18 protein-coding genes and 2 riboswitches are annotated in these 19665 nt (G+C 48.7%); of the genes, 13 read left to right on the forward strand and 5 right to left on the reverse strand.

The window, feature by feature from the left end; all coding sequences use genetic code 11:
- Positions 1–134 precede the first annotated feature (134 nt).
- From G7090_RS15230 to G7090_RS15240, 3 genes are read left to right on the forward strand one after another with little or no spacing between them, the layout of a single operon-like run.
- A complete protein-coding gene (locus G7090_RS15230) occupies positions 135–1412 on the forward strand; it encodes a nucleoside permease (RefSeq protein WP_106993530.1) in 1278 nt (425 codons plus the stop codon).
- Entirely contained in the window at positions 1409–2413 is a 1005-nt protein-coding gene (locus G7090_RS15235) for an ADP-ribosylglycohydrolase family protein (RefSeq protein ID WP_166182961.1), read from the forward strand. Before G7090_RS15230 ends, G7090_RS15235 begins: the two co-directional genes overlap by 4 nt.
- A complete protein-coding gene (locus G7090_RS15240) occupies positions 2410–3363 on the forward strand; it encodes a PfkB family carbohydrate kinase (protein ID WP_166182962.1) in 954 nt (317 codons plus the stop codon). The genes G7090_RS15235 and G7090_RS15240 overlap by 4 nt, the downstream gene beginning before the upstream one ends.
- On the opposite strand, the gene G7090_RS15245 is transcribed toward G7090_RS15240, so the two are convergent.
- The 3 genes from G7090_RS15245 to thiM are packed head-to-tail and all read right to left on the reverse strand — an operon-like array spanning position 3337 to position 5693.
- A complete protein-coding gene (locus G7090_RS15245; RefSeq protein ID WP_106993533.1) occupies positions 3337–4083 on the reverse strand; it encodes a GntR family transcriptional regulator in 747 nt (248 codons plus the stop codon). The two genes, G7090_RS15240 and G7090_RS15245, sit on opposite strands and share 27 nt — an antisense overlap.
- Before the next feature lie 42 nt (positions 4084–4125).
- Entirely contained in the window at positions 4126–4926 is an 801-nt protein-coding gene (gene thiD / locus G7090_RS15250; protein WP_166182963.1) for a bifunctional hydroxymethylpyrimidine kinase/phosphomethylpyrimidine kinase, read from the reverse strand.
- A complete protein-coding gene (thiM, locus tag G7090_RS15255) occupies positions 4923–5693 on the reverse strand; it encodes a hydroxyethylthiazole kinase (protein WP_166182964.1) in 771 nt (256 codons plus the stop codon). Before thiM ends, thiD begins: the two co-directional genes overlap by 4 nt.
- A 35-nt stretch (positions 5694–5728) precedes the next feature.
- Positions 5729–5824, reverse strand: a riboswitch (TPP riboswitch).
- A 470-nt stretch (positions 5825–6294) separates the two neighbouring features.
- Between thiM and G7090_RS15260 the strand changes: the two genes are divergently transcribed.
- Both G7090_RS15260 and G7090_RS15265 read left to right on the forward strand, forming a co-directional pair.
- The gene (locus tag G7090_RS15260; RefSeq protein WP_166182965.1) at positions 6295–7269 is read left to right on the forward strand and encodes a hypothetical protein; all 975 of its coding nucleotides are present in this window, start codon (positions 6295–6297) and stop codon (positions 7267–7269) included.
- Positions 7270–7295: 26 nt separating this feature from the next.
- Entirely contained in the window at positions 7296–8141 is an 846-nt protein-coding gene (locus G7090_RS15265; RefSeq protein WP_166182966.1) for a GIY-YIG nuclease family protein, read from the forward strand.
- A gap of 20 nt (positions 8142–8161) precedes the next feature.
- Here the strand turns inward: G7090_RS15265 and G7090_RS15270 are convergent, their stop codons facing one another.
- Positions 8162–8725, reverse strand: a complete 564-nt coding sequence (locus G7090_RS15270) for a hypothetical protein (protein WP_166182967.1) — start codon at positions 8723–8725, stop codon at positions 8162–8164.
- Between the two features lie 228 nt (positions 8726–8953).
- Between G7090_RS15270 and G7090_RS15275 the strand changes: the two genes are divergently transcribed.
- Positions 8954–10074, forward strand: a protein-coding gene (locus G7090_RS15275; protein ID WP_118929462.1) for an IS3 family transposase whose coding sequence is annotated in 2 segments (ribosomal slippage) — positions 8954–9212 and positions 9212–10074 — 1122 coding nt in all. Because the reading frame shifts where the segments join, the coding sequence is not laid out codon by codon here.
- 240 nt (positions 10075–10314) lie between these two features.
- Positions 10315–11462, forward strand: a protein-coding gene (locus tag G7090_RS15280) for an IS3 family transposase (protein WP_166182117.1) whose coding sequence is annotated in 2 segments (ribosomal slippage) — positions 10315–10552 and positions 10552–11462 — 1149 coding nt in all. Because the reading frame shifts where the segments join, the coding sequence is not laid out codon by codon here.
- A gap of 15 nt (positions 11463–11477) precedes the next feature.
- Here G7090_RS15280 and G7090_RS15285 read toward each other — a convergent pair.
- Entirely contained in the window at positions 11478–12209 is a 732-nt protein-coding gene (locus G7090_RS15285) for a hypothetical protein (RefSeq protein WP_166182968.1), read from the reverse strand.
- Positions 12210–12261: 52 nt separating this feature from the next.
- Positions 12262–12359: riboswitch (TPP riboswitch) on the reverse strand.
- Positions 12360–12601: 242 nt separating this feature from the next.
- Here G7090_RS15285 and G7090_RS15290 point away from each other — a divergent pair.
- The 6 genes from G7090_RS15290 to G7090_RS15320 all read left to right on the forward strand — a co-directional run bounded on the left by G7090_RS15290 (position 12602) and on the right by G7090_RS15320 (position 19649).
- Positions 12602–13099 (forward strand): hypothetical protein, encoded by a 498-nt coding sequence (locus G7090_RS15290; RefSeq protein WP_207630075.1) that lies wholly within the window; start codon positions 12602–12604, stop codon positions 13097–13099.
- A 36-nt stretch (positions 13100–13135) separates the two neighbouring features.
- On the forward strand, positions 13136–14524 hold the full coding sequence (locus G7090_RS15295) for a PAAR domain-containing protein (protein WP_166182969.1): 1389 nt from the start codon (positions 13136–13138) through the stop codon (positions 14522–14524).
- An 857-nt stretch (positions 14525–15381) separates the two neighbouring features.
- Positions 15382–16770 carry a PAAR domain-containing protein gene (locus tag G7090_RS15300; RefSeq protein ID WP_242685328.1) on the forward strand — a complete coding sequence of 463 codons (1389 nt, stop codon included), beginning with the start codon at positions 15382–15384 and terminating at the stop codon, positions 16768–16770.
- Positions 16767–17159, forward strand: a complete 393-nt coding sequence (locus G7090_RS23810; protein ID WP_242685329.1) for a hypothetical protein — start codon at positions 16767–16769, stop codon at positions 17157–17159. Before G7090_RS15300 ends, G7090_RS23810 begins: the two co-directional genes overlap by 4 nt.
- A 404-nt stretch (positions 17160–17563) precedes the next feature.
- On the forward strand, positions 17564–18040 hold the full coding sequence (locus G7090_RS15315) for a hypothetical protein (RefSeq protein WP_166182970.1): 477 nt from the start codon (positions 17564–17566) through the stop codon (positions 18038–18040).
- Positions 18041–18266: 226 nt separating this feature from the next.
- Positions 18267–19649, forward strand: a complete 1383-nt coding sequence (locus G7090_RS15320; RefSeq protein ID WP_039031094.1) for a diaminobutyrate--2-oxoglutarate transaminase — start codon at positions 18267–18269, stop codon at positions 19647–19649.
- Positions 19650–19665 lie beyond the last annotated feature (16 nt).

The raw sequence follows: 19665 nt of genomic DNA on the forward strand, positions 1-19665 counted from the left end.
CCGTACCGGTCGCTGGCGCGTTTCGTGTACAACAATTTTGTTACACCGATCAAACAATCACCACAAAGGTATTTAAAAGGTATCATTGAATGGTATGTTAAAGGCGTACCCTCTCTGACATGCAGGATTAAACAATGAAAACGAAAGTCCAACTGTCATTCATGATGTTTGTTGAATGGTTTATCTGGGGCGCATGGTTTGTGCCGCTGTGGCTGTGGCTGAGTAAAAGCGGCTTCAGCGCCGGAGAAATCGGCTGGTCTTATGCCTGTACCGCGATTGCAGCGATCCTCTCGCCAATCCTGGTCGGCTCGCTGACCGATCGCTTCTTTGCTGCTCAGAAAGTGCTGGCGGTGCTGATGTTTGCCGGTGCCATTCTGATGTACTTCGCCGCGCAACAAACCCAGTTCAGCACCTTCTTCCCGCTGCTGCTGGCCTACTCCCTGACCTATATGCCGACCATCGCCCTGACCAACAGTATCGCTTTTGCTAATGTTGACGATGTCGAGGCGGATTTCCCACGCATTCGCGTGATGGGCACTATCGGCTGGATCGCCTCCGGCCTGGCCTGTGGGTTCCTGCCGCAGATGATGGGCTATAGCGATATCTCCGACACCAATATTCCGCTGCTGATGACCGCCGCCAGCTCTGCCCTGCTCGGCGTGTTCGCGCTGTTCCTGCCGAATACGCCGCCGAAGAGTACCGGCAAGCTGGACTTCAAGGTGATGCTGGGGCTGGATGCGCTGATCCTGCTGCGCGATAAGAACTTCCTGGTATTCTTCTTCTGCTCGTTCCTGTTCGCGATGCCGCTGGCGTTCTACTACATCTTCGCCACCGGATATCTGACGGAAGTGGGTATGAAAAACGCGACGGGCTGGATGACGCTCGGTCAGTTCTCAGAAATTTTCTTTATGCTGGCTCTGCCATTCTTTACCAAACGCTTTGGTATTAAGAAGGTCTTGTTGCTGGGTCTTATCACCGCCGCCATTCGCTATGGCTTCTTTGTTTACGGCGGAGCGGAACAATACTTCACCTACGCCCTGCTGTTCCTCGGCATCCTGCTGCACGGCGTGAGCTACGACTTCTATTACGTGACCGCGTACATCTACGTGGACAAAAAAGCGCCGGCGCATATGCGTACCGCGGCGCAGGGCTTGATTACGCTATGCTGTCAGGGCTTTGGTAGCCTGCTGGGTTACCGTCTGGGCGGCGTAATGATGGAAAAAATGTTCGCTTACAAAGAGCCGGTGAATGGGTTGACCTTCAACTGGGCCGGAATGTGGACGTTTGGTGCAATCATGATTGCGGTGATTGCCGTGCTGTTTATGCTGTTTTTCCGCGAATCGGATAAAGAGATCACCGCAATTGAGGTGGTTGATGGCGATACCGCGCTGACACAAGGGGAAGTTAAATGAAACAACAACGTATTCTCGGTGCGCTTTACGGGCAGGCTTTAGGGGATGCGATGGGCATGCCATCGGAGCTGTGGCCGAGAAAGCGTGTAAAAGCGCATTTCGGCTGGATTGACCGTTTCTTGCCCGGCCCGGCGGAAAATAACGCGGCCTGTTATTTCGACCGCGCTGAGTTCACCGATGATACCTCAATGGCGTTGTGTCTGGCCGATGCGATTATCGAGTGCGACGGGCAGATTGATGCGGATGTTATCGGCAAACACATCCTGCACTGGGCGCTCGACTTCGACGCCTTTAATAAGAACGTACTCGGCCCGACATCGAAAATCGCCCTCAACGCCATTCGCGACGGCAAGCCGGTCAGCGAACTGGAAAACAACGGCGTCACCAATGGGGCAGCGATGCGCGCCTCCCCGCTGGGCTGCCTGCTCCCGGCTTCGCGTCTGGAGCACTTTGTTGAACAGGTCGCGCTGGCCTCCAGCCCGACCCATAAATCGGACCTTGCCATCGCCGGTGCGGTGGTGATTGCGTGGGCGATATCGTGCGCCATCGACGGTGAGCGCTGGCAGAACATTGCCGATGCCCTGCCGGCTGTTGCCCGCTCTGCACAGGAAGCCAACACCACCACCTTCAGTGCGTCGCTTGCCGCGCGCATTGAGCTGGCGCTTAAAACCGTGCGGGATGCCAATGGCACAGAGTCCGCCAGCGAGCAGGTGTATCAACTCGTCGGGGCGGGAACCAGTACCATTGAGTCGGTTCCGGCGGCGATTGCGATGGTCGAGCTGGCCGGTACTGACCCGAACCGCTGCGCCATGTTATGCGCCAATCTGGGCGGTGATACGGACACCATTGGCGCGATGGCAACGGCTATCTGTGGGGCCCTGCACGGCGTGCAGGCGATTGACCCGGGGCTAAAGGACGAACTCGACGCCGTTAACCAGCTCGATTTTGGCCATTATGGCGAAAAACTCCTGCACTACCGGGAGCAAAGGGAGGCGGTATGAGTTCTTTTTCCCGGCGTCTTGACGCATTACACGCCACACGCCCGGTCACGGTACTGGGGGCAGCGGTGATTGACGTTATCGCCGATGCCTACGCCCTGCCCTGGCGCGGGTGTGATATCGAGCTCAAACAGCAGGGCGTCAACATCGGCGGCTGCGCGTTAAACATTGCCATCGCCCTGAAACGCCTGGGGATCACCGCACAAAATGCGCTGCCCGTCGGCCATGGCGTGTGGGCGGACATTATTCGTCAAGCGATGGCCAGACAGGATCTTCACAGCGTGGTGGAAGCCGAAACCGGCGATAACGGCTGGTGCCTGGCGCTGGTGGAGCCTGACGGCGAGCGAACGTTTATGTCGTTTAGCGGGGTGGAGAATCAGTGGCAGCAGCCCTGGCTTGATGCGCTTAACGTGCCGCAAAATAGTCTGGTCTATCTGTCCGGTTATCAGCTGGCATCGCCGTGCGGTGAGTTACTGACAGGCTGGCTGGAAGGCCTTCAGGACGTGACCACGTTTATCGACTTTGGGCCACGGATTGCGGATATTCCTGATGCGCTGATGACACGGATTATGGCCTGCAAGCCGATCGTGTCGCTCAATCGCCAGGAGGCACAACTTGCCGCTGAAAGATGGGGTGTAGAGGATGAGATGCTAGGTGCCCACTGGCAGCAACGGTTCGGCTCAGTGCTGATTGTCCGTCACGACAAAGATGGTGCGATCTGGTATGACGCTGACGCCTCGGGTCATGTTCCTGCCTTTCCGGCCACCGTGGTCGACACCATTGGTGCAGGCGACAGCCACGCAGGTGGCACGCTTGCCGGCCTGGCGGCGGGATGGGGTATTGCTGAGGCCGTGATGCTGGGCAATGCCGTGGCCGCCTGGGTGGTCAGCCATCGCGGGGGAGATTGTGCCCCCACGCGCGAGGAGTTACTCCTCGCACACAAAAACGTATAGATCGCTGCGACAGTAGCTGATGCTGTACTCGATGGGCCGGTGTTGCTGGTCAAGCGCAACCTGCTTGATCACCAGCACCGGTATTTTGTCATCCATTTTAATGTGGGTCTGAAATTCAATGTCCGGCATGCGGGCACTGACGCGAGAACGGGTACGCTGCGGAAAGATATTCTGGCTGCGGAAGTAGTCGTACAGCGAAATACCAATGGCGTCCGGGTCCTGGATCAGTGCCACCGGAACCCAGGATTCTTCAATCGAGACGGCGTCATCATCCACGTAGCGAATACGTTTCAGCAGAAAGACATCACTTTCCGGGGCAATCGACAACTGAGCAGCGACCTCTTCCGGACACTTCACCACGCGCTTATTGACCCATAGCGTATTGGGCTTTTTACCGCCCAGCACCACCTGCTGAGAAAACCCGCGCGCTTCTTTGAGTGAATATTCAAAAATGTTATTGATTTGCGTCCCGTAGCCACGGGCGCGCGTCACCACACCCTCTGCTTCCAGCGCCTGCATCGCTTTACGCACGGTAATGCGCGACACCCCGGTCAACTGGCTCAGATCGCGCTCGCCTGGCAGAATATTTCCATGCTCCAGCACCCCGCTGCGCACCGCATTTTTTACGGTTTCAGCAAACTTCAGATACAGCGGCGTATTGTCAGGGGCAGCGATCCGTTCAGTCAGTTGAGCAATTAGCCGGGTATGCGCTTGTTCCATCTCTGTTTTTCTCAGGCCTGATGTGTCCTGCCAGTATAAGGCTTACCACCATGCATGAAAATGGTGTACCGGACCAATACCGTGACCCACCTCCAGACTATCGGCTTTAGCCAGCGCGGCAGAGAGCCAGCGCTTGGCTTCCTGCACCGTATCGGGCCAGTTGTCATGGCGTGGACGTAGCGCTGCCAGCGCGGCGGAGAGGGTACAGCCGGTGCCGTGGGTGTTTTTGGTGTTGATACGCGGGGCGGTAAAGCGCGTGGCTCCTTCGCGGGTGAACAGCCAGTCGGGGCTTTCAGCGTCATCCAGATGACCGCCCTTCATCAGCACCGCACCGCAACCCAGGGCGAGTAACGCAGTGCCCTGCTCTTTCATTTCTCGCTCGTTTTGTGCATGCGGGGCATCCAGCAGTGCCGCCGCTTCGGGCAAGTTGGGGGTGATCATCGCCACCTGCGGCAACAGCTTTTTACGCAGCGTGTCGACGGCGGAGGGTGACAGCAGCGGATCGCCGCTTTTCGCCAGCATCACCGTGTCCAGCACCACGTTTTTGACCCGATGCCGCAGGAGCTGCTCCGCCACGGCCTCGACGATATCGGTTTCGGCTAGCATGCCGATCTTGGTGGTGTCGATGCGCACATCGCTGAACACCGACTCCAGCTGCGCCGCCACGAAGTCCGGCTCGATGCGATAGACCGACTGCACCCCGCGGGTGTTCTGCGCCACCAGGGCGGTGATCACCGAGCAGCCGTAGGCCCCAAGCGCCGAGAAGGTTTTCAGGTCGGCCTGGATCCCGGCCCCGCCGCTCGGGTCGGTGCCGGCGATGGTGAGGGCATTAATCCGTTTCATGATTGCGCCCCCAGATCCCACAGGGCATCCAGAAACGCCGGGGCAAAACTGCCCGGACCACGACTCTGCGCTGCCGCCAGCGTCCCGGCCCGTTTCATCCAGCCGCAGGTCGCGGTGATATTATCCAGTCGGTCGCCCGGCAGTGAGCAGCTGGCCGCCACGACCGCCGATAGGGCGCAACCGGTGCCCACCACGCGGGTCATCAGCGGATCGCCGCCGGTAATGGTCAGGGTCCGCAGCCCGTCAGTAACGTAATCCACCTCCCCGGTCACCACCACAATCGCATTAGTCTGCCGGGCCAGCGCCTGGGCTGCCGGCAGCGCGCTGGCGGCGGTATCGGTGGTGTCGACGCCGCGTCCGCCTGCACTCATCCCGGCAAGGGCCAGAATTTCAGAGGCATTGCCGCGAATGGCTGCCGGTTTGAGGGCGAGAATTTGCTGACAAAAACGGGTCCGGTACGCCAGGGCGCCAACGGCCACCGGATCGAGCGTCCAGGGTTTACCCGCCGCCACCGCACTTTCAATCGCCCGGCGCATCGCCTGGGCACGCGAGGCGGTCAGGGTCCCGACGTTAATCAGCAGCGCATCGGCAATAGCGGAGAACTGTTCAGCCTCTTCGGCTTCGATCACCATCGCCGGTGATGCGCCGAGGGCCAGCAATACGTTGGCGGTAAAGGTCTGCACCACGTCGTTGGTCATACAGTGGGTCAGCGGGGAACGGGTTCGGAAATGGTGTAAGGCGTGTAAATTGAGCAGGTCAGGCTGCATGGTATCGCTCCTGCCTTGCGCGAAGAAGCGATTGCCCGAAGGGCATCTGACTTCCCTACGCTGGCATTGTCCAGATCAGGTGGTACGGGTATTTCTCAGCCTTCACAAGGAAAGCACCCCGAGTCAAATTACACAAGAATCAAGTGTTTAGCGGATTATAACTGAGTGGCTGTTTTCATTCAATGGATTGGGCATTAATTAACCATTTACCACACGATTACCACATATTTTACCACAATTACCACAAACATAATTGCCGTGAGAAACCGCTATCTAACGGCCTGTAGTAACGTGAGAGAGGTTAGTGTTAGCATCATTAATCCGGCAACGCTAGCGCTGTACATGGGAGCCAGAGGGATTTAAGGGAGGAGGGTTGACAGAAGAGGATTGAGCAAGGTTATAAATCATCCGAAATATTAAACCCGCTTTCATTCGGCACAAAAACAATTTAGAATTGACAATCAGATTTCATAGTAAAGAGAGTTAAAAGCGTTAGTTTAATAGCTAAACTTATACTTGGGGTGTTTGTGAAGCTGCTTTTAGCACTCTTTATTATGCGATCCAAAATTTACCAATAATAAAATATCAAAGGCATGATAAAATGACATTGAATTCAGGTATATTTGCACTCTTCCTCTTATATTTAGCACTACATATTTTCTATTTATTTAAGGTTAAAGCATTCAACATGAATGCTGAGCCTCTAACTCATCAACAATTATTTAAAGCAGCGATCATAATACCTATAGTTTCATTCTTAATGATAGGGTTTATATGCTGGAGAGAATACGATCTTAAACTTGATGCAGATGGATTTAATAAATTCATTGAAATCAGCAAATTGCCGTTAGGATTATTATCCTTATCAATTCCCTTTGGCGTAGTTGTAAATAACATACATCGAACCATTCAGACTGATAAACAGATAAAAGAAGCAGAAAGAAAAAACAAGGCCGATGGTTTTTACTCTCATAGAAAAAACACTATTGAGATGTTTGAAAGCTTACCATTTAAAAGCTTTTTGGTAGTTGGCGAAAAATATACTTTAGAGTTTGAAAATTGTTATTCAGTTTATAGATATGCTTATCCAATGGCGTCTACTAGTTCTGGTGTATTCATCGCTGATGAAAATTTCGTACGCCGAGTAGATAATCTATGGATTGCATTGAAAGAAAAATTAGATAACCCACAACGCGATAATGTAAATTCATTATTTAATTACATAGCATCTATTGAGACTATTCTTGACAATATGCATAGAATCTTATTTTTCAAACCAATTGAAAATAAAGATCTCTACGTTATGAAATTTCCTGGTGAAGATAACGTAAGTAAAAAATTCATTACGAAATTCTCATGTGAGGATGACATAAAAATAGCAATAAATGCATATTGGAATGCTTGCATGATAATAATACAAGCGCTCGAGTTAAGTTTAAATAGTGAATTTATAGATGAAGTTCGGTCTGTTGAGCATTATAGCTTAAGTACAGAGAGAAAACTTTTACGTTGGCAAATGCCAATAAAAGAAAAAGTTGAGTACGCACTACCTGGTATTTATGAATTCGCATATTAATTAACTATCGTGCAAGGTTTTCTGACATGAGTAAAGGAAATAGAAGCGCCGGAAGATCTAGTAATACAAGAATTGAAAGAGATTATTGGGTTGGTGATCGTTTTAGTTGTTCATCTTCCAGAGGTTATAACTATCATATCTATCTTTTGAAAGATTCCTTGAATACTGGAATTTACAAGATAGGTATATCAAATGACCCCCATAGAAGAGTAGAAGAGATCAATCACAGGGTTAGGATAAACAGCTTCAAACATAACTTTATTATAAAATCATCTGTCTTTATCGGTGAGGAAAAAGAAGCAGTTAATATAGAACAATCATTGCTAAGTTTTTTCACCAATAAGATTTATAGCGACCGAAATGGCTTTGAGGGAATTACAGAAGTAAGAAATTTAACCGTACATGACGTAGAAAAAATTTTAAACATCTTCGAAAGGTTAAGACATGAGAAAAAGGGAATAATAAGCGCTGATGAGTCAATACAGAATTACACACCTCCTGTAGCACCTTTAGAATTGATTGGTAATTTTAATCAAATCAGAAGAGAAAGGCCACTCGTCAATCCGGAGCATGAAGCATTCGAAAAAGAAGTTATTCAACCTTGTTTGAAGGGTTTTGATATACATTATACTACCAATCATTTTCTTTATGGGTATACAAAAGGTTTACATGCTCATTTTTATATTGAAAGTTTACGTCTAGCTCTTATGATAATTAATACAAAGCAAGGTGTTAAAACGGCAATGATTGAAGGTGATGTTTCAAAGAAACACAATTGTATCTTTGTTAAGTTTCGATTAAATGAAAGTATTGAAGTGAAGTGTGAAAGATTATCACTATGGATAGAGAAGAGAGCAATAATAACCCGATAACACATATTACATAACCCGCATTAGCGGGCTTCTTTTGAATGCTTATTATGGCGGCGTCGATTTGCATCTAAACTGTTCTCAGTTGCTGTAACGAACTGGCAAGCATGAGGGGAATAAATTCTGTTTCCAGGAATCAGAATATCTTTATCTAAGCTATATTGATGAGACTTATCACAGTTGTACCAATCATGATAACCATGTAAACTCTTAATGTCATGGTAGAAATTAGGATAGTACAACCATCTTTCACATACAGAGCATTCACGATATGTAGGGAAACGCTCTAAATGTCTTTCATCTGCAACCCTTCTGATCATTTCCTTCCAGCAAACGTACTCTTTAACCATCTTCCCATTAACTTGAGAAGGTAGTTCGTAACCTTTAACTCCAATCCCATACACTGTAGGTTTCAATGAGTCTTTTACGCTACGGCTCCTGATGCTACCAGCTTGAACTGTAGTTCTATAACCAGTATCAGGGAAACAGATTATGATATTCTTTGAATTAAGTATCTCTTCAATTATGAATATTCCATAGTTTTTTGATTCAAACGAATCACCAACATTCAGATCTTTGAATTTCATTTTAACTATCCTTGTTCCTGCGTAAACAAAAAAGCCCCAACATATAATCAGTATCTCTATGCAGAGAGATTCCTTTTCATATGAAGGGGCTTCTGTAGTTCTCTTAATGTACGTGATCAAACAAACATAAGGGATTGGTATTAATAATGACTGATGCTGACCTGCTCCCCGTTGATTAATACACCGCGATGTTAGTAATGTCTTCATAAGCCACATGAGGACATCCCCATGAAGAAGCGTTTTTCCGACGAACAGATCATCAGTATTCTCCGCGAGGCTGAAGCCGGAGTTTCTGCCCGTGAACTCTGCCGTAAGCACGCCATTTCCGACGCCACGTTTTATACCTGGCGTAAGAAGTATGGCGGCATGGAGGTGCCTGAGGTTAAGCGCCTGAAGTCGCTTGAGGAAGAGAACGCCAGACTCAAGAAGCTGCTCGCCGAGGCCATGCTGGATAAGGAGGCGCTTCAGGTGGCTCTTGGGCGAAAGTACTGACGACAGACCAGAAGCGCGAAGTCGTGGTGTTGATGTGTGATGCGACCGGTCTGTCGCAACGTCGTGCCTGCAGACTCACAGGTTTGTCCCTGTCGACCTGCCGCTATGACGCTCAGCGTCCGGCGGCTGATGCCCATTTATCAGGGCGCATTACTGAACTGGCACTGGAGCGCAGGCGTTTTGGCTACCGCCGCATATGGCAGTTACTGCGCCGTGAAGGGCTTCTGGTTAATCACAAGCGCGTGTACCGCCTTTATCATCTGAACGGGCTGGGCGTTAAACGCAGACGTCGTCGTAAAGGGCTGGCAACAGAACGTCTGCCGCTGCTCCGCCCGGAGGCGCCCAACCTGACCTGGTCGATGGATTTCGTCATGGATGCGCTGGCTACTGGTCGCAGGATCAAGTGCCTTACCTGCGTCGATGACTTCACAAAGGAATGCCTGACGGTCACTGTTGCCTTCGGGATTTCAGGCGTGCAGGTCACGCGTATTCTGGACAGCATTGCGCTGTTTCGCGGCTATCCGGCTACGATAAGAACCGATCAGGGCCCGGAGTTTACCTGCCGCGCGCTCGATCAGTGGGCCTTTGAGCATGGAGTGGAGCTGCGACTTATCCAGCCCGGCAAGCCGACGCAGAACGGATTTATTGAGAGTTTTAACGGACGCTTTCGCGATGAATGCCTGAATGAACACTGGTTCAGCGACGTCAATCATGCCAGGAAAACCATCAGCGAATGGCGTCAGGATTATAACGAATGTCGCCCGCACTCCACGCTGAATTATCAGACGCCGTCTGAATTTGCAGCGAGCTGGAGAAAGGGTAATTCTGAGAGTGAAGGATCCGACATTACTAACTGAGCCTTGTATCTAATCCTGGGGGCAGGTCATCTAAACTGCATATGGGGCGCTTCATCATTGCTTCACTATCGTTATTAACTTTCTCTGCTACTGCTCAAATCATTGAGTACCGTTGTCAGTTTGAACCAGCACCTATTACTAGCATCTGGCGTGAGGGGTTAGCTACTCTTGATGTTGTGAATCGCCACGGGTTTAACAGACACCTCCGAGTCATTTAAGATGGCTTAAAGAGAGGTGCCCATGAGCGGTAAGCGTTATCCCGAAGAGTTTAAAACTGAAGCAGTCAAACAGGTTGTTGATCGCGGTTATTCTGTTGCCAGCGTTGCAACACGTCTCGATATCACCACCCACAGCCTTTACGCCTGGATAAAGAAGTACGGTCCGGATCCTTCCATTAATAAAGAACAGTCAGATGCTCAGGCCGAGATCCGCCGTCTCCAGAAAGAGCTGAAGCGGGTTACCGACGAACGGGACATATTAAAAAAAGCCGCGGCGTACTTCGCAAAGCTGTCCGACTGAGGTACGCCTTTATCCGTGACAACTCCTGTTGCTGGCCTGTTCGCCTGCTCTGTCGGGTGCTGGATGTTCATCCCAGTGGTTTTTACGCCTGGCTTCAGCAGCCGCATTCACAACGCCATCAGGCAGACCTGAGACTGACAGGACAGATTAAACAGTTCTGGCTGGAATCGGGATGCGTCTATGGTTATCGCAAAATCCATCTGGATCTGCGGGACAGCGGGCAACAGTGCGGAGTGAACAGAGTCTGGCGACTGATGAAACGTGTCGGGATAAAGGCTCAGGTCGGATACCGGAGCCCGCGGGCACGTAAAGGCGAGGCCAGTATCGTGTCGCCCAACAGGCTCCAGCGACAGTTTAATCCGGATGCTCCGGATGAGCGTTGGGTAACGGACATAACCTACATCAGGACCCGCGAAGGCTGGCTGTATCTTGCCGTGGTTGTTGATCTGTTCTCACGCAAAATTATCGGCTGGTCCATGCAATCCCGGATGACAAAGGACATTGCCCTGAACGCACTGCTGATGGCTGTATGGCGGCGTAATCCCCAAAAACAGGTGCTGGTTCATTCGGATCAGGGCAGTCAGTACACAAGCCATGAGTGGCAGTCGTTCCTGAAATCACACGGCCTGGAGGGCAGCATGAGCCGTCGCGGTAACTGCCATGATAATGCGGTTGCAGAAAGCTTTTTCCAGTTGTTGAAACGCGAACGGATAAAGAAAAAGAGCTACGGAACGCGGGAAGAAGCCCGCAGTGATATTTTTGATTACATCGAAATGTTTTATAACAGTAAGCGTCGGCATGGTTCCAGCGATCAGATGTCACCGACAGAATATGAAAACCAGTATTATCAACGGCTCGGAAGTGTCTAGATTATCCGTGGCGATTCATACTTCTTTGATGCTGATACGCTCAATAGGAGATCTCTCTAATATCCTTTCTTCATCTGTAAGGAATGATTTGAAGAATAACGAGAAGGTTTTGAAATGCTGTACTAACGTTGAGTTACCCGCTTTATCTTCATCGGATACATCATCGCAAGCAAGTAATTCACCAATACTTAAACCGCTGTATTGAGCAAGGCGGCGCTTAGGCATATTTTTAATCACATCTTTCACCATCAACATATCTTCTTCCGTGATGGTGTGAATATTCTTATCGGCTCCAAACAATTCAAAGAGCACTTGCATATGACGGTTAACGTTAATAGAACGATCACGCGACCATGCACCAGTAACTTTCTTACCTCTTAATGGTTTACTGTTACCTGTACCTTTAATGTGTTGGCATAACTCCCAAGCATCAGCAAGGGATAGATATTTATCCGGCTCAGGAGTACAGGCAATAGCTGCCCGATTAGAGATTACTTTTGAGTAGGTTCTCTGTTCGTGAGTTGGATTAATCAAGTCATCAATATGTGAGCAAAGATCATCCTTACTAACCTCACCTGTTTTGATTCGTGAGATAAGAGGATTGAGCAACGTCATCACCCTAGCCGCTTGCTTAGCGTCTTTCGTGAGTAGAGCTTTGCGGAGTCGTGAACCATCCGGGAAAGGGATTTGAGTTTGATAGCCGTTAGAGCGGTATTCTGTATATTTTACAGCCTGTGGTGCTTTCATGAACTTACCTCAAGAATCTACGTTGTGGTAGAAACTTGTGTAAGTTGTTGTTTTTCAACACACCTGAAAAAACTACGCTGGCATTATCCAGATCAGGTGGTACGGGTATTTCTCAGCCTTCAACGAAGAAGGGCACCCCGAGTCATTTGGTACAAATTAACTTACTTTTTGCCAGCTTAGGGGAAGTGGCATGCTGACGCAAGCTCGCCCTCCTGGTTATCGCTTCTTCACTGTGAAAATACGCATAACCCCTTTTATAACCCCCACCCCAGCCAGCAAAAAAGGAGCGATGCAAGAAACATAGTTTCACTTAGGCCTAATACTTGTTGTGCATGTGGTTATTGCTTGTAAAATGACCTCTGTGATTATTTCTATAACAAGTAGAGGGACTTATGAAACAGTACAACAACGATCTTACCCTGGAAATCAGCGCATCTTTTGAAGCTGCCCGTTATGCCGACAAGCAACTATCCGAAATGAATGAAGAAGCCCGCCAACTCGTTATCGAACAGCAAGAGTACGCCAAACACCATCCAGTTATAGCCATCTATCGCGCAGCCGTTGCCGGAAGTCTCACTCTTCGGGGTGGCATTGTAGATGAACCTAACCCAGATCCGAGCCAGGGTATGAAAGTCCAGCTTGATAACGGTCAATGGGTCAGCATGATTACAGAAGGTGCAACCGTTACTTATCCAGACGGAACGAAGGCTGTCATCATCTCCAGCGCCGGGCAGTTAAGCGAATGGGAAGGTAAAGGAGTTGCGCTGGTTGGTAGCTTGCTTGATAACGGAGATGTGATTATCAGCACCCCAGATTATGGATTAGTGTTCACTGTTCGCGAGAGTGAATCAATGCCAGACGATTTTCTGACTGTTGCAAAGGTGGCGTAAATGGGGGGAATGCGTCCAAACGTTTTAGGGCGGGGAATGGCTTTGTTTGGTGATCAAACTACAACTGGCGCAAAACTCATCCCATCACTTTCTTTTGGTAACATCCTTGGTCGCCGCCCAATTGTTCTGGGTGACAAGACCACCGCTTGCCTGAAATGTGGCAAAGAAGGGAAAGTTGTTGAAGGTGAGCCACACCGCACAATTCACCAGATCCCTGTCGCCGTAGACAGTTGTATCGTTTTATGTGGATGCCCTTCTGGTTCTAACCGAATCATAGCCCCTTTGGGCTGGATAGGCCCAGGTGAATCCCCTTCTCAGGCGACGGCAAGGTATCTGGCAGAAGCGGCAACCGCAGCAGCCGCTTTTGCTGCATCTCAACAACCGCAAGCAGAACCAGAACAACACGCACAGGCAGCTAAAAAGAAAACAGGTATTGATGCAGGTTTTGCTGTTCTCCCCTGTGGTGGTACTACAGAGGCCTGGCAACGTCTGCTATTTACAGGCACTCCACCAGCAGGTGCCAAAGAGCTATTCGCTACGCTGAACGGTACAGACAAAAGCTATAAAGCCGGTTCGATTATGCTTCTGGTTGATCCTGAAATGCAGGACGACGAACAAATCGCTCACATGAAAGCGGCAAAACAGCGCATTGATACCGCACTGGAACCGTTGACACACCAGGAAGCTAACTTCCTCCATAAGCATTACGCCACGATTGCTAACTTCTCTAATATTGCCGATAAAGGTATAGGGCTTGCAGCCGATCCAGCTGGGAAATATTTTGAGAATATCGAAAAGATTCTTAAAGAGATCCAGGATACATACAAGAATACCTACATAACAAGAGGTGCATTAATCGGCGAACAGTTTTATGTTAGACGTGCTCAGCTATTCACTGAACTTGACCGTGTGCTCAAAGTTGGTTTCCTGAATAAGGCCATGAAGTTTGGTGAGTATACGAAAATTAAAAATGCGCTTGGCTTATCTACCAGTTCAATCACTCATAAATGGAATGAAACAGGGATAAGTGATATTGAAGGTTACGCAACGCATATCGAGCGAGCGGCTAAATATACCAAAGCGATGCGTTATACTGGTTACGTTGGAATAGCGTTTAGTGCGGTTCACTCAATCAATGAGATAAATGAGGCTTGTTCAACCGGTCGAGAGGCTGCATGTAATAGGAAAAAATATACTGAGATTGGTAGTTTCGCAGGGGGGCTTGCTGGCGGATATGCAGGAGGTGCTATTGGTATGGGTATCTGCTCTTTAGTTTTGGGTGTTACAACAATAGAGGTGGGTGGGGCTGGCGCATTAGCCTGTGGTGTAATACTTGGGAGTGGTGGCGGTATCCTTGCTGGTGAATACTTCTCAGACAAAGGTGAAGGCTTTGGTGAGATGATTTATAACTCGATAGGTAAATAGCGTGAATATTACATCTGCTATTTTATTCGTACTCTTTATGGTTTCTACAATCATAACATATGGGTATTCCGCATTAAAAAATAAGCATCATATTATATTGTGTGAACTTTTCCGCGAGCGATTTGGATTTCTACCAAATGGAATAATACTTGCCCAGGCAGGGGGGCTATTTTTTACATTCCAAAAATATTTTTATTTCTTCTTCCCTCTCATTGTAAAAAAAAGCAATTTCATAGTTAGAGGTATGAACTCAGACCATTATGATTTCATCAGAACTTTACCCAATGAAATGACATCATGGCTAAAAGTCAAGTTCACATTATTTTTGATAACTACTATTTTACTCCTTTCTAATGTCATTTCCTCTTATCTATTTATCAAAGCGTGACAAAAAAAGCCAAATATATTTTTATTTGGCTTATTCTCATTCTAACCGTTTACTCCCTGTCCAACCCATCAATCACAAAAGAAGCAGAGGATAAGGGGAACGTATGTCAATATCGTTTAGCGATCCCTCCTCTTTACCTTTGACCTCAGGTTTGCTGTAGGTGCCGAATGTTTTTCACCCAGTCAGCCAATGCCGAAAAGCAGACATTATGACGAATCGAATGCAATAATCGCCGTTGCACTCTACTTTTCATCCCTGAAATAAGCAATGATTGGCGGTACTTGATACAGTTACAAAAGCATCGTGATATTTTCAACGTGAAAAGCAAATTGGGGGTTGATTTACATCAACACTCAACCAAGCTGATATAAACAAAATAAATTTAACTTAAGTATGATGTTTGTTGCTTGCCAGGTTTTTGTTTATAGAATAGCCATCATAAATCTTGACATAACAAACGGAGAGAATTATGGCGCTAGGTTTTTATCTACGGGTTGGTGATCCAACAACCTGTAAAGGGAAGATACTCACAGGGGATGAAACACTAAGCTGGTATGGTGTAGCCGGAGCGCGCGAAGGTGACCTGGTGTCATGCGGAAAGCATCCTGGTACATATAAAATACTGGGTGGTACCACTGACATCTGGGGCAAAGGTAGAAGACTGGCTGGAACACTGGATAGTATCAGTTCCTGCCCCTGCAAAGCCAAATTCATCCCTTCTATTCCTGACTGTTACGAACAAGAAACTCCATATCTATCAAAAAATTCAAGTGCTGCGGCTGTTGCTCTTGTACCAAATGCACTTATGCCGAACTTAAGTTCAGAGGCAGAACCAGAACAACACGCCCAGACAGCGAAAAGGAAAAAAGGCACAGATGCAGGTTTCGCCGTGCTCCCCTACGGCGGTACTACAGAAGCCTGGCAACGTCTGCTATTTACAGGCACTCCACCAGCAGGTGCCAAAGAGCTATTCGCTACGCTGAACGGGGCAGCCAAAAGCTTTAAAGCCGGTTCGATTATGCTTCTGGTTGATCCTGAAATGCAGGACGACGAACAAATCGCTCACATGAAAGCGGCAAAACAGCGCATTGATACCGCACTGGAACCGTTGACACACCAGGAAGCTAACTTCCTCCATAAGCATTACGCCACCATAGCTAATTTCACCAGATACGCTGATACTGGAATTGGCCTTGCCGCTGATCCTGTTGGGAAATACTTTGAGAATATCGAAAAAATTCTTAAAGAGATCCAGGATACATATAAGAATACCTACTTAACAAGAGGTGCGTTGATTGGTGAAAAATTTTACGTGAGACGTAGCCAGTTATTTAAAGAGCTTGAGTCTATACTCAAAGTTAGCTTCCTGAATAAGGCGATGAAATTCGGAGAGTATACCAAAATAAAAAACGCGCTCGGCCTCTCCAGCAGTTCTATTACCCACAAATGGAATGGAACGGGGATCAGTGACATTGAAGGCTATGCCACTCACATTGAACGAGCAGCTAAATACGTTAAAGCTATGAAATATACTGGCTACGTAGGTATTGGGTTCAGTGCGGTTTACTCAATGAATGAGATAAATGAGGCTTGCTCAATTGGTCGTGAAGCTAAATGCATCAGGAAGAAATACACTGAAATAGGCAGTTTCTCAGGGAGAGTTGGTGGCAGTATTTTAACAGGCTCTCTTGCAGTTCCTCCGTGTATCGCCCTTGGCATTGGAACCGCTGGAACAGCAGGCCTGGCTTGTACACTTATCGCTGGTGGAACTCTAGGTTTCGCTGGTGGTACGGCTGGCAACTGGGGAGGAGAGAAAGTAGGTAACTCGCTCTATACCCTGTTCGAGGAGACTGAATGAAACCCTTTGATATATCTTTAATCATTTTACTGTCTTTATTTTTTCTATCTTTTTTATTCTATCTAATCTATGGTAAATTAACAGAAAGAAAATTTGATGCTATAGTCGAAAAATTTAAAAAACAGTTTGGGTATACACCATTCTCAATGATAGTGGGGAAAAATGGTGGTTTTTTCTTTTGGGGTTATAAAGAGTCCTATTTGATTTGCGCATTGCTTTTCACGAATTTTCCAGCAACAAAAAAGACATTAACACAAGAGGAAATTATTTTTTTTAAAAATTTAGACAAAAGTGACATTTCATGGTTTTATATAAAATATTTTTCAATGGTAATTGGAACATTGTGCTTTATCGTTTTATTAATTATGTTTAAATTTAGAGCTGAATAATTTTCTGAACAATCAGGGGTAGCAATGCCCCTGTAGTTCTATTATAAAGAAATCGCCTAAGACCGATCATATCAATTACATACATTGCAGTAGAATAAATCGCGTGCAAAATGGAATGCGCTAACCTTTCTGAGTTCTAACGTTTCTCTCAGCACAACTAGGACATACATACCTTAAACCTTCCCGTAACTCGTGAGTAACCATTCACCAGGACAAATCTCAAGTTTTTAGCTATCCGTGCTAAATGTGATCTTCGTCAACCTGAGAAAACGCCCCTTGCGTGATATTCAGCGCGCGCCACTGTTGCGTCTCTAATATAGACACCAGCAAAAAGTGGCCAGGCCAATAATAATTATCGAATCAACAACCGGGGAAAACCTTCCTCACTCCTTTAAGGTTAATGTATGAAAAAGATTCTGTTGGTGGGTGTAGTTGCTGTGTTGCTGGCGGGCTGCGTCTCTGAAGAGCAGCGGTTAGCGCAGTGTGAAGCAAAAGGCGTCAGCCGTGATGCGTGCTATATCGCAGACCAGAACCGTCAGGCCACGATCAATGCTGCTGCCGAAAAACAGGCCTTAGAAAATGCCCATGACGCCGTACAACATGGCCAGGCGGCCCATGTTGCCGATCCGCTGCGCGAAGCCTCTTTTAGCGCTAACGGTATCAAAGCCACCATCAACAATGGCTTCACCCAGGCCATCATCAACGGCAAAAAAGCCACGGTGAAGCGGTTGAATGCTAATTTTTACGAGATCAAAGGAGCCGGTTATATCCTGTCGATTTCTCTCGACGCGGACGGCGTCACTGATGCGTCATGGAATAAAACCCATGGTCGCGATCACGGGATTCTGAACGTTGTTCAAAGTAGTCCTAAAGCATTCTAAAATACCCCACTTTTTCCCCCGGAGTGCCCCCCAGGAAACCTCAGTTGCCATGCGGGGTTACGGCTTACGCGCGTTGTTTCAACGCGCGTAACAAAACGATAAACAATTAACCATTGAGCCCTACGCAAAAAGGCTCTATATTGGCCGCGATTTTTGATGCCCTTCTCATTTTCTTAATTAATTATTCAATCGTGGCCACGTGCTGAGCTGCGGTTGTAGGAGTGATATGATGACGGATAAAGTCCGTATTGATACTTTGAATGCCTCTTCTTTCAAAACTAACGAAACCTATCTGGCCCGTCAGGCTGAAATGGAATCCAACGTCAGGAGTTATCCGCGCAAACTGCCTTTAGCTATTACTAAGGCGGACGGGGTGTGGATCACCGACGCGGATAATAAAGAGTATCTGGATTGCCTGGCCGGAGCGGGAACGCTGGCGCTGGGTCATAACCATCCTGATGTGCTGAAAAGCATCCAAAGTGTCATTACCAGCGGCTTGCCGTTACATACCCTGGATCTGACCACGCCGTTGAAAGACGCGTTCTCAGAATACCTGCTCTCCATGCTGCCAGGTCAGGGCAAAGAGTACTGCCTGCAGTTTACCGGCCCATCCGGTGCGGACGCTGTTGAAGCCGCGCTGAAGCTGGCGAAAAAAGTGACCGGCCGCAGCGGCATTATCAGCTTCTCCGGTGCTTATCACGGCATGACCCACGGCGCGCTGTCCGTGACCGGCAACCTGTCTCCGAAAGAAGCGGTTGACGGCATGATGCCAGAAGTGCAGTTCATGCCTTACCCGCACGAGTACCGCTGCCCGCTGGGTATCGGCGGCGAAGCGGGTGTGAAAGCCCTGACCTACTACTTCGAAAACCTGATCAACGACGTTGAAAGCGGCGTGCGTAAACCTGCAGCTGTGATCCTGGAAGCCGTTCAGGGCGAAGGCGGCGTGAACCCGGCACCGGTTGAGTGGCTGCAGCGCATCCGTAAAGTGACCGAAGAGCACGGCATTCTGCTGATCCTCGACGAAGTTCAGGCAGGCTTTGCCCGTACCGGTAAATTCTTCGCCTTCGAACACGCAGGTATCCAGCCAGACATCGTCGTGATGTCCAAAGCTGTCGGTGGCGGCCTGCCGCTGGCCGTGCTGGGTATCAAAAAGCAGTTCGATGCCTGGTCTCCTGGTCACCATACCGGTACCTTCCGTGGCAACCAGCTGGCGATGGCCACTGGCCTCACCACCCTGCAGATCCTCAAAGAGCAGAACATTGCCGATAAAGTTGCCGCCCAGGGCGAGTGGCTGAAAGCGAAGCTGGTTGAGCTGCAGAAACGCTATCCGGTCATCGGTCACGTGCGCGGTCTGGGCATGATGATCGGCATCGAGATCGTGAAACCGCACGAAGCTGCTGACCATATGGGCTGCTTCCCGGGTGATGGCGAGCTGTCTGCGCTGATCCAGAAGAAATGCTTCGAAGCCGGTCTGATTCTGGAGCGTGGCGGTCGTAACGGTAACGTTGTGCGTCTGCTGCCTTCCCTGCTGATCAGCGATCAGGAGCTGAACGTGTTCCTGGACAAATTTGAGCAGGCGCTGCTTGCTGCGGGCGTTCGCCCAGTCTAACCGGAGACAATGGATA

The organism is Leclercia sp. 29361, assembly GCF_011290365.1.
In the GTDB taxonomy this organism is placed as follows: domain Bacteria; phylum Pseudomonadota; class Gammaproteobacteria; order Enterobacterales; family Enterobacteriaceae; genus Enterobacter; species Enterobacter tamurae.